The sequence below is a fragment of the Mycoplasma sp. 2248 genome (assembly GCF_034863245.1).
Classification (GTDB): domain Bacteria; phylum Bacillota_I; class Bacilli_A; order Mycoplasmatales; family Metamycoplasmataceae; genus Mycoplasmopsis.
The window spans coordinates 35,398-47,840 of sequence record NZ_JAYFFC010000003.1; the positions used below are offsets into that span (position 1 = coordinate 35,398).

Below are 12,443 nucleotides of genomic sequence, written 5' to 3' on the forward strand. Positions count from 1 at the left end.
ATTTATAGTTCTACAAAACTTTTTATTTAATTATTTGGAGTTATTATGAAAGCAAAACAATACAGAAAATATGAAGATGTACCTAAAAAATATCGTTGAGATTTAGAAGACATTTTACAAGGTAAAAAATTAGATGACTGAATTGACGAGTATGTAGCACTATACAAAGAAAGAATTGAAAATAAAGATTCAAAATATGATTCAATTGAAGCGTATTTAGAAGATTTAAAAGTTAGTGAGCAATTAACACTTATTAGTAACAAGGTTTCTAATTATTTAAGTAACAAGCAAAATGTTAATTTAATTGATCCTGAAATTATCAAAAAATCACAAGATGTTGAATTTTTAGATAATCAACTTGAAACTGAATTTGGTTCTGAAATTAATAGATTCTATGCAAACTTGGACAAAATGAAAGTTTGAAAAGATGATCCAAGATTAGCAGATTACAAAATGCAAATTGAAGAAACAATTGAACAACATAAACATAAATTAAGTGATGATGTTGAAGAATACATTTTGCAAACATCATATGGAGAACCTGATCCACACAACATTTTCTCAATTATTACTAATTCAGAATTGGATTATGGATATGTTGATTTATCAGACAAAAAGAAAATTAAATTAAATAAAACAAATAGAAATCAATTACTTAAATCAGATAAAAAAGAAGTTAGAAAGCAAGCTTTTGAAAAGTTCTGGGATGCTTACTATAAACACAAAGATTCATTAGCAGAAACTTTATTCCAACACTTTAAGAGCTTAACCGTAGCTGCAAAAGTTAGAAAATACCCATCAGCAGTTATGATGTTAACTAATTCAGATAAAGTTACTGATGAAATCTTACAAACATTATTTGATCAAGTTGCTTCAAACATTAAAGTATTAGCTAAATATTCAGAAGCATACAAAAAATTCTATAAAGCTAAATATAAGTCAAAAATGGAAAAATGAGATACATTAAGAGAACTTGTAAATATTAAAACCTCATACACAGTTGAAGAAGCGGTTGATTTAGTTAATGAAGCTGTAAAACCGTTTGGTGAAGAATACGCAAACGAAGCTAACAAAGCATTAACAGAAAATTGAGTTGACTTTATGAGTGTCCAAAACAAACGTTCAGGAGCTTACAGTATCGGTGGAACTTATGGAATTGATAAGAAGTACATTTTAATGAACTTTGATGGTCAATTAGATTCAGTAGAAACTTTAGCTCACGAATTAGGTCACTCAATGCATTCATATTTTGCAACTAAATATCAACCATTACCACTTAGTTCATATCCAATTTTCTTGGCTGAAATTGCATCAATTTTCAATGAGTCAATGTTATATGACTACTTACTTAAAACATCTAAAAACGACCTATTTAAATTTGAAATCTTATCAAAAATTATTCAAGGGTTTATTGGTACAGTAGTAAGACAAGTTGAATGAGCTTCATACGAATACAACTTGTACAAAGGTATAGAAGAAGGAAGTGTTTCAGGAAGCTATGAAGCAATTTCAAAACTTTACCACGAAAATTCACTTAAATTCAAATACAAATCTAAGAAGGGTAAAAAAGCTAAATATGTAGCTAAAGAAAACTTGGGCTCAATTTATGTGCCTCACTATTACTATGGTTTTTATGTATATAAATATGCAGTTGGACAATTAACAGCAAATTACTTCTTTGCTCAATATAAAGAAAAAGGTAAAGAAGCATTAGATAACTACATTGACAATTTCTTAAAAGCCGGTGGAAGTGATTATCCACTTGAAATTCTTAAAAAAGTTGGGGTTGATTTACTTGATGAAAACTTCTATAAACAAAGTTTTGATTACTTATCAGATTTAGTAAATCAATGAATTAAATTAGGAAACAAAATTTTCAAATTAGATAAAAAATAAGGAGGTATCCGTGAAAAAATACAAAAAATTATTATTAGGTGCTATATCCGGTTTGTCCATAATATCACCATTAGTAATTGCTTCGTGTTCGAATACAGGTGATAAACCAAAAAAACCACCTTTAAGCAGTGAAGAGAGAGCGAATTATCAAAGATTATCTGTCCAAGAAACAAATCTTGCTAATGAAGCTTGAGCAAAATATCAAGAGTATTACGCCAAAAAAGAAGCTCTTTATGAACAATTACACGATACTGAAACTGAATATAGAGCTGCTAAAAATGAAAATACAAATTCATTTAGAAAATTAGTTTCATTACAATCAGAAAAAAACTTTTATACCTTGGTGTCTAGCTCAAACGATTTAGCTGCGTTAATTTTAGCAGTTGATAATTTACCTAAAAACAATGATGTTAACTTAGAAGTTTTAGATATATTAGGGAACTACACGAATAAATCTTATAATGTTGTTTTAGAAGAAGGTTCAACACCTAAATCAGAACAATATAACGCAACACTTTCTAATATTGAAAAATTAAAGCAAGAGTTAGAAAACCAAAATATTAATCTTGATATTAATAAAAAATCTTTTGCAGAAAAAACTGCTGAATATAAGAAGTTAGAAGATAAAAATTCAGAAGAGGCACAAAAATTCAAATCAGCAATTAGTCAGCTAGAACAAAATATTCAAGATTTAAACGAGCAAATTGAAGATATTAAATCTAAACAAGAAATTGCGAAACATACATTAGATAAATTAACACAGTTAATTAATGAAGATGTCTTAATGGGCTCAAGTTTTGCAGAACAAAGACAACAAAAGCTAAACGAATTAACAGAACAAGTAAAATCTGCAGAAGCTGAATACAACAAAACCAGTGAAAAATTCAATGCTGCTGATAATGCCTACAGAGCAAAACTTGTCAAAATCGAAAATCAATTCAATTCTCAATATGCAGAACAAATGAAAGTTGAATTAGAAAAGTTCAATCTTCATAATAAATTAGCTAGAAATTATCAAGCCCAATTAATTGAAGATGATTTAGCTTCACATGGACAAGATTATGTTGATGAAAATGCTGGTAAAAATAACTTTTTAACTAGTGAACAAGTTAAAAACATTCTTTATCCTAATATTGCATTCAATAAATCTAAAGTTAGTGATAGATTCGCTCAAAAACAAATTTATCAAGAAGTATATAACTCAGTTTATTCATCAAGCACATATCCATGAGATGCAAGTGCTGGATATGGTAATCCAGTTGACCCATTACTTTGAACAACTTATTCATCCCTTATTTCTTTAGAAAGTTCAGGTAAGGCAAAATTTATTAACACTGAAAAATCAGCACTTTCTGAAGCTGGAATTACAAACAAAAAAACAGAACTTATCTTACAACCTACATTACAAAGATTTAAATTAGATTTAGCTGACGCAATCATTCTATATGTTCAAAAAGAAGAAAACGGAACTAAATTAACTGACCCAAATGGTAAGCCAATTTTAGAAGCTATTGTTTTTGATCAAGATGACGCCGGATTAGTTCCTGGACCAACTGAACACGATGATGTGCTTAATGTAGATTACTACACAACAAGTATTGTTAAAAGAACTTCATCTAATCCACGTTCTATTAACTCAGCTAACTTCTTCGAAAAAGTCGGTTTAGCTCACAGAATGGAATTTAGAATTAGAAACGGTGTATTTTGAGTTGATTCAAACGGTAATAAAACACAATATCCTGTTGTTGCAGATGACTTTTATATTTCAATTCTAAGAACAAAAATGAATGACACACTATTTAGAAGACAAAATGGTGGAAGCAAAACTGCAGATGATGATATTAGATCGATGTTATCTGAACCAAATAAACTTTTTGATGATAGACAACAATATACAAACTCTTATTTGTTTGATTTATTTAATGTAAGCTTAGACAAAATATTAGATCGTTCAAATTCAGTTGTTAACAAAGATGGACGCTCATATTTTGGGCTTGAACGTCTTAATGAAAATGCAACTGCATCATTTGTAAATATTTTAGATATGATAACTAAATCATATGAATTTGCTGCAGCACCATCTGAATTTATTAAAGATAAAAACAGAAGAAATGATCAGGACATAACTCCACAAACTAAAGAAGATCAAAGTAATGAAGTCAAAATCAACAAAATTAGACAATCAGTTCAATCAATTGATGGACTTGCAAAAGATTCAGGTATCTACTGATATGGATTTTCACAGGATAAAACTTTATTTGCTGGAAAATACTATGGTTCTAAATTTAATTCAGACACATTAACTCAATCAACATTTAAAAATATGCATTATTGAGATTCAGAGTTTGTTAATAACCCAACAACAATTAATCAATTCTCTTCAAGATTTCAAAACTATTTAGTTGATGCTGCGATTTTCGATGATTCATCATATAACCAATATTTATTTGGTCAAAAAGCATCATATTCATTTACAGGTTTAACTCAAAAAAGAAGAGATGCAGTGTTACAAGATCCAAATGACTATGGACTTAACTCAGTTAAGTTATCAAATAAAGGTTCATTAACAAAAAACTTTATTTGATCACTTTTACCAAAAGAAGGTTCATCAACAACTTACTTTAATGATGCTTATTCATATGTAATGTGAAATATGTCAACTGCCGAAGCAATTTCTCAATCTTCTAAAAATGCAATTAAATCAGTATCTGTAGGTACAGGGGCTGAATTTAAAACAATTTTATCAGCTGCAATTGACTGAAACACAATCGGTATGATGCAAAGAAAACCACAACCTGCAGTTGGTTGAGTAAGTTACCTTGCGCCTGATAATGATATTAATTCAAATGCTTTAGATAACTCAACTACAAACAGTTTAAGAAGCAATAGTGATATTGTTAATGCATTTTTTGTAGTTGATTCACAAACAGGGCAAAGAGTCGATTTCGGTGCAATTGGAAACTTAATTAATCCGAGCGATACTCAAAACATTAATACAACAGCTGATGATTCAGTTAAGAGTGTTGTTTATGAGCAACTTAAAGCAAGAATGAAAGACTTACTCGATAGAGTTTATGCTCAAAACCCTACTCTCCTAGGTAAAACAGTAGATATTAGTATCTTTTATAGATTCTTCAACTATCCAACTTTAGCTATTAATGCACTTGATTTACTTATTAAGGCTTGAAATGGTTTAGATCCTAGATTAAACATTAAATTAATTAAACCAATAGATAAAGACGAGTGAAGAGGATTTTGAACTACAACACCATCTCCGGTAGACTTAATTGGATGAGGATATGACTACAACGGAATTGGTTCAGGTATTACAGGAGTCGCACAAAGAGCTCATATAACTACTGCAATGCTTGCAATTTTAGCTGACCCTGAATACGCACAAAAAATGCAAGCTTTATATCCTCAACTTTATAAAGCAGCTCAAAGACTTGGTGAATTTATCAAAATTGATGGAAATAAATTATCAATTACACCAGAGCAAGTTACATTCAATTTAACAAACAGTCAAGTTCAACATCTTTCAAACATTATGGGTATGTACAAATGAGATGGTGAAAAATTAATCAGAATGGATGAATCAGACAACTTAAGTTCATATACATCTTGAGATAACTTAAATGCAAACTTCTGATTAGATTACACACAAAATCCAGATCCAGTTACTGGTGAAATGGTTTCAAAATTAGATTTAGTTCATTTAGCACAAGAAATTGGAAACTTTGTTGGAGCAGTACCGAGTGCATTCTCATATATGAGTACATCAATACTTGCTAAAACACTTAAAAACCCTAACTATTTAGTTCCTGAATTTGAAACAGAAATTCCATATTGAGTAGATATTAGAACAGTTAATGGAAAATAATTGAAAGGAGAAAAATGCTTAAATACTTATTTAAACGTATAGGTTTTGCTATCGTTACTTTGTTTATCATTATAATGGTAGTTTACCTTATGGTTGCTCAGTTTTCAGATAACCCATTTGCTAAAAAAGCACTTGAGCAAGCTGGTGAAAATAATTCTTCAGCAGTTAATGCAGGTGAGATGAAAAGGTTATTTGAAAACTCAGTTAAGTACCATTTAATACCTAATAATTTGATTTATGAGAATGTTAAGACAGAATGATTTAATATGAAACTAAATCCAGTTATCAGATTTGGTTACTGAGTTGGAGATTTATTTAGCAACCCATCAAACCCATTTGGATATCCATTCAATAATTCACTTTTAGAAAACGCAGATGTTAAAACAATTCCTGAATATTTCTTTAAGTACCTTAAATACTCTATTATTATCACATTACCTGCTTTCTTAATTTCTTCTCTTATCGGAATTACTTTAGGAATAGTTTCAGGATACAAACGTGGAACAGTTGCTGATGCATCAATTAACTTCTTTGCACTTATATTTATAGCGCTTCCATCGTTTGTTATCGCGCCTATTATTATTTCAATCTTGTTCTCAATGAACTTTCCACCAAATTTCATTAACTTTAATAACCCTGCCGAAGTTGAAGCCTATGGTGTAGGCAAAATGATATTAAGTTGACTTCCACCAATCTTAGTTATCGTGCTTGGTTCACTATCAGGGTACATTACTTACACAAGAAACCAAGTTATTACAGTTCTTACATCAAACTACATTTTAATTGCTAAATCTAAAGGTTTAAGCAAAAGGGAAATTTTCTTTAAATATGTTTTAAGAAATATTTCAATCCCACTTGCTGCAATTTTAATTCCATCTTACATTCCTCTTTTAAGTGGTGGAATTGTTATTGAAACTTACTGAGGAGTACCTGGTACATCACAAGTTATTACACAAGCATTCCCTAATGGTGAAATTAACATCATTATGTTCTCAACAGTGTTCTTCACATCACTTAGCTTATTTACAACAATACTTGTAGATATATCGTTTGCTTTCTTAGATCCAAGAATTAAATACTCTGCATCTAACCCATATAGTGTTACAAGATTTATAAGAAACTACTTATTAAGAAATAAACAATTTAAAGAAAATGAAAAAACGAAACAATCATAGAAAGGAGCAAATATGAACGCAAGAGAATTTGAAAAGAAATATAAATTATCTTTAGATAGCATTCGTCCAGCAATTTCACAATTTGCTCCTAAAGATGATAGTACACTTAATTCGATCGCTGGTAAGCCTAAAAAACTTTTAGTTGAAATAATTAAGCGTTTCTTTACAAACTGAGTTGCAGTTGCCGCATTAATTGTATTTATAACTATCTTAGTAATTTCAATTTTTGTAACTGAAACTGCAAAGTATTCAGCTACAAAACCACTTTATAATTCAGTCGGAATTTGAACAATTGACCCACAAACAATGCAAGTTGGTAAATACATTGATTCATCAACAAGTAACATTATAGGACTACCACCAATGAGCAGTCCTTGATATCCTGCTCAAGGTCACATTGATAACTATGAGACATTAATTAATACTTGAGCAAGTAGAGATTATTATGGTGGAGTTTTATGAAGAGACTTTATTTACTTTGGCGAAAATAATCCTGCTAATGCAATCAAAATTGTTGATATCTCAGATTCAACAAACAAAGTTTTAGTTAATGCTTACGTGTTTAACAAAGTCCAAAATATCGGTATTGCTTTAGAAAAATCACAAATTGACCCATCAATTTCAGCTGAAAAAGCTAGAGAATACATTCAGGCTATCTTAAATCACAATCCACAATTTTCATTATCTACTTACTTAGGAACAAACCAAGCTGGAGTTGATATATGAACACAGTCTTGAGTCGGAACTTGAGAAGCAATTAAATTAGCTTTAATAGTTGCTACAATTCAAACAATTATCGGGGTTGCAATTGGTGCTTATTTAGGTTTCCACGTTGGAACTTGAATTGATACAACAATAATGAGACTTATTGATATTTTTATGGCGCCACCAACAATGATTTGATTATTAATCTTTGCTGCTACATTCGGTACATCAAACTTAACTTTAGGAATAGCACTTGTATTTATTGGTTGAGTTAGATCGGTTGGAAGTACAAGAATGTTCATAATTACTGTTAAAGATCAAGAATACATTACAGCTTCACAATCAATCGGTGCATCAAAAGCTAGATTAATTTACAAACACGCATTACCTGCAATCATTGGGAAAATTTCAACAAGCTTCGTTGCATCTATTCCATCAATTATTATGCAAATTTCATCACTTGCATTCTTAGGATTCTTCAAATCAGATAGCGCTAACTTAGGAACGATTTTATCTAACGCAGCATCACAAGCAGGAGATAACGCATTTATCTTAATCTTACCTGCATCAATCTTATTATTAATTTCAGTTTCACTTCACTTTGTTGCATTAGGAGTTCACGATGCTCTTGATCCAAAAGTTATTAAAACAAGATAGGGGGTAAATTTATGGAAAACAAAGATTTATTATTAGATGTTAAGAACCTTAAAGTCTCATTTAAATTAAGAAGAAATAAATTTATCACTATCGTACGTGGTGTTGATTTAAAAATCAAAAAAGGTGAAATCATAGGTATTGTAGGTGAATCTGGTTCAGGAAAATCAGTTACATCTAAATCATTACTCAACATAAATGAGAATTCATTTATTACAGCTGATAAAATGGAAATTGATGGAATTAACTTACTCAGTAGCGAAAAAGATAAATTCTGAGAGACAATTAGAGGACATAAAATCGGTTACATTCCTCAAGACCCACTTACATCACTTAACCCAACTAGAAAAATTGGTAAACAATTATTAGATGCACTTAACAAAAATCCTGAATGAAAAAAATCAACATACTTAGAAAAAAGAGAATACTTAATTTCGCTACTTAAGCGTTTTGGAATTCGTCAAGCTGAAGCTGTTTTCGATATGTATCCACACACACTTAGTGGTGGTATGAAACAACGTGTTGTTATTACAATGGTTGTTGCACTTAAACCAAGTTTAATTATTGCTGATGAACCTACAACAGCACTTGACCCTACAGTTCAAGCTTCCGTGTTATCATTATTTGAAAATATTAGACAAGAATTCAATATTACAATTATCTTAATCTCACACAACATTTCAGTTGTTGCTAAATTCTGTGACTACATTTATGTAATGTATGCAGGAAAAATAGTTGAGAAAGGAACAAAAAAGGATGTTTTCACAGAACCAAAACACCCTTACACGTGAGCTTTAATTTCGGCTATTCCTGAAAATAGAGAAGATAGATTATATTCAATCAGTGGAACACCACCTGATATGAATAACTTACCTTTAGGAGATGCATTTGCACCAAGAAACCAATATGCATTAGAAATTGATTTCCTTAAAGAACCTCCTTTGTTCGAAGTTTCACCAACACATTGAGCAGCTACTTGATTATTGCATCCAGATGCTCCAAAAGTTGAATTATCAAAAGAATTACAAGCTAGATTAGAAAGTTTTAAGAAGGTGTTTAATGAGTAAAAAAACAATATTAGAAATTATTAATCTTAAAAAATACTTTGTTAACAAAAACAATGTTAACAAAGCTGTTGATGATGTTTCTTTTGATTTAAAAGAAGGTGAAATAGTAGGTCTCATAGGTGAATCAGGTTCAGGTAAGACAACAATCGGACGTTCATTATTACGTTTATATAATGACTACAACGGTTTTGTTAGATTAGATGGAAAAATCATTTCAGGAAAAAGAATTTCTAAAAAACGTAAGAAATTTATGCACAAAAACATACAAATGATTTTCCAAGACCCAATGGCATCGCTTAATGGACAAAATACAATTTTCAGTATTTTAAAAGAACCATTAATTGTTAATGGAATAATTAAAAATAAAATTAAAAACATTAAAAAAGATTGAAAAGATGTAACAAATAACTTCAGATACACATTTTTAGAACAAGAATTATTGTTAAGACTCGAAAACTTAAAAATAATTAACAAGCTTCACATCCCATTAATTAAAAAATGAGAAAAGTTATCTGAAAACATTCAATTTGATATTGAAAACAATATTGATGATCAATTTAACTCATATTTTGCATATTTAGAAGAGAGAACAAAAATTAACTCTCAAGTTATTAACAATCTTTATAAGAATAATGAGAAGTTAATTCAATTATTTGAGCAAAAACAATCTGACTTTAGACACAGAAAAATCGACTTAGATGAAATTGACCTTGAGGAAGCTAAACTTAAATACAAAAAAGTTAAACAACTTGCAAGTTTTAGCCCAGAGTACTTTGAATTAAAAGATTTATACAATGACCAAAAAGCCTACTACAAAGAGCAAAAAGTGAATTTCAAGGATACTGTGTCAATTTCAAAAACATCAATTAAAAACTTTTTAGCAGAAGTTAAAAATGAATACACAATGCACAAAAATGATGCAAGAAGTACAACATTTTTAGACTTATATTTTCATGAATACAAACTTTATTTAATTAACTATAGCTTATATAGACAGTTAAAACAAAATTATCGTTTCCTTAAATTTTTATCATTTGAAGATTTAGTTGAGCTCTCAGATGAGTTTAGAGCTTACTCACAGGACTTTTATACAAAATTAAATGTGGATACAAGATTTAAATCATCAATCAAAGAACTTCAAAACATAGTTTCAAAAGAATACAATTTTGATCTTTCAAAATTCATTCAAAGATCACAGCATTTAGGTTCTAAGTTACATCAAAACTATAAAGAAGCTAAAAAAACAAAAAATAAAACATTCTTTAGAATGTTTGTAGAATTCTTTAAAGATCCTCAAAATGTAAGTGATCAAATCAAAGTTGCAAAAGAAGAACTTAAACAAAAACAAGAAGTGTTTAATTCGGAACTTGCAAAATACTTACAAGAATACTCAAATAGAATTTATGACATTAGAGCAGAAATTGATGAAGCATTAAAATTCCAACAAGAGTTAAGAAGTAAAGATAATGTGATTTTCGAAAACTTCAAGAAAAATCACACTAACTTTATCAAGTTTTACAAAGAAAACTTAATTGAACCACTACTCAAAGAGCCTAAAGCATCTAGAAATAATGCTTTAATTAAACAAAGACAAATTGATTTAAATGTCTATAAAACAAACGTTTCAGATAGATTAAATGGAATTGAATCATTCAAAATTGAAACAAAATATTTAAATGCAAACTTAAGTGATATTAGATTGCTTATGGGGATATCAAGTTTAGATATGTGACTTCAAAATAGATGATTTGCTAGTTTTGTTAAATTCTTAATTGCTCCATATCGTTTCTTAAGAGTAGGTAACTTATATGTAAGAAATATAATTTACAAGTCTTTAGAAGATGTTGGGTTGCTAAAACAATTTGCTTACCGTTATCCACACGAGTTTAGTGGTGGTCAAAGACAAAGAATAGTTATAGCAAGAGCATTAATTACAGAGCCAAAAGTAATTGTTGCTGATGAACCGATTGCTTCACTTGATATTTCTATCCAAGCTCAAGTTGTAAATCTTTTAAAAGATTTATGTAAACAAAAAAATATTGCTATGATTTTTATAGCACACGATTTATCAATGATTGAATATGTCGCTGACAGAGTTCAAATTATGCATTTAGGTAAAATTGTTGAATCAGGACAAACTGAAGAAATCTATGCAAAACCAATTCACCCTTACACACTTAATTTATTCAAAGCAATACCTAAAATTTCAAATGCTAATGAAAAATTTCAAGATGTTAAGTTTGAATTATCATATTTAGATGAACAACAATTCCCTAATATTCCAACAATTCATACAGTTGAGAAAAATAAACATTATATTTATGCAACTGATGAACAAGCTAAAAAATGAAAAGAAGGTAAATACAATTAATGAAAAAGTTAATATATAGAAGTTTGAATAAATTAAAATTTGAATTTGCAACACTTAGATTTTATTTAATATCACTAGCATTTCTAGTTATATACTTTGTGATAGTTGGTGCATATTTAGGAAAAAATAATGCATTATTAGCTGAGGAAAAATATCATTACAACATACTCATAAACGGTTTTTCAATTCCAGCTTATGTTACTTGTTTAGTGGCTTTATTATGTATTATTTTCAAACTTGGTTTTTTAGAAAAAAGTATTGAAAAATTCAAAATGTCTTGAACTAATCTACAAGATGCTAAAGAACAAAGAAGACTCAAGTCTATGTCTAATGAAGAAAAGAGAGCTTATCTTCATACAAAGGAAAAAACTAAAAAAAGACAAATAGACAAACCTACACCATCTAAGTTTCCGTTTGTATTTAACTTTTCAATTTATTTACTTTTATCAATTATCTTCACAATTATTATTTATGCCTAATAATCCTTGCACATAGCTTTAAAACTATGTGCATTTTTATACGCTTTTTACTAAATGAAAATTTTGCTAAAAGTCAAATTTCATATATTAAAGGAGTATGCTTATTATAAGTAAGTAAAATGTTAATTATCTTTTTCATTGATTTTTACAAAAGAGTAAAAAAATAAGAAATTCTTATTGTTAGTTCAATTCTGAATTATAAAATACCTTAAGTAA

At 29.1% G+C, this 12,443-nt stretch carries 7 protein-coding genes; all 7 read left to right on the forward strand.

The features are described 5' to 3' along the window. Nucleotides 1-45 precede the first annotated feature (45 nt). The 7 genes from pepF to VBM91_RS01275 are packed head-to-tail and all read left to right on the forward strand — an operon-like array spanning nt 46 to nt 12,227. Nucleotides 46-1,896, forward strand: a complete 1,851-nt coding sequence (gene pepF / locus VBM91_RS01245) for an oligoendopeptidase F (RefSeq protein ID WP_323189025.1) — start codon at nt 46-48, stop codon at nt 1,894-1,896. 10 nt (nt 1,897-1,906) lie between these two features. Beyond that, nucleotides 1,907-5,776, forward strand: a complete 3,870-nt coding sequence (locus VBM91_RS01250) for an OppA family ABC transporter substrate-binding lipoprotein (RefSeq protein WP_323189026.1) — start codon at nt 1,907-1,909, stop codon at nt 5,774-5,776. Nucleotides 5,777-5,790: 14 nt separating this feature from the next. After that, a complete protein-coding gene (locus VBM91_RS01255; RefSeq protein WP_323189027.1) occupies nt 5,791-6,951 on the forward strand; it encodes an ABC transporter permease in 1,161 nt (386 codons plus the stop codon). Nucleotides 6,952-6,963: 12 nt separating this feature from the next. After that, a complete protein-coding gene (locus VBM91_RS01260) occupies nt 6,964-8,313 on the forward strand; it encodes an ABC transporter permease (RefSeq protein ID WP_323189028.1) in 1,350 nt (449 codons plus the stop codon). Between the two features lie 11 nt (nt 8,314-8,324). Beyond that, nucleotides 8,325-9,377, forward strand: a complete 1,053-nt coding sequence (locus VBM91_RS01265; protein WP_323177343.1) for an ABC transporter ATP-binding protein — start codon at nt 8,325-8,327, stop codon at nt 9,375-9,377. Then, a complete protein-coding gene (locus VBM91_RS01270; protein ID WP_323189029.1) occupies nt 9,370-11,748 on the forward strand; it encodes an ATP-binding cassette domain-containing protein in 2,379 nt (792 codons plus the stop codon). The genes VBM91_RS01265 and VBM91_RS01270 overlap by 8 nt, the downstream gene beginning before the upstream one ends. Beyond that, on the forward strand, nt 11,748-12,227 hold the full coding sequence (locus VBM91_RS01275; protein WP_323189030.1) for a DUF3899 domain-containing protein: 480 nt from the start codon (nt 11,748-11,750) through the stop codon (nt 12,225-12,227). Before VBM91_RS01270 ends, VBM91_RS01275 begins: the two co-directional genes overlap by 1 nt. The last annotated feature ends 216 nt before the right edge of the window (nt 12,228-12,443 follow it).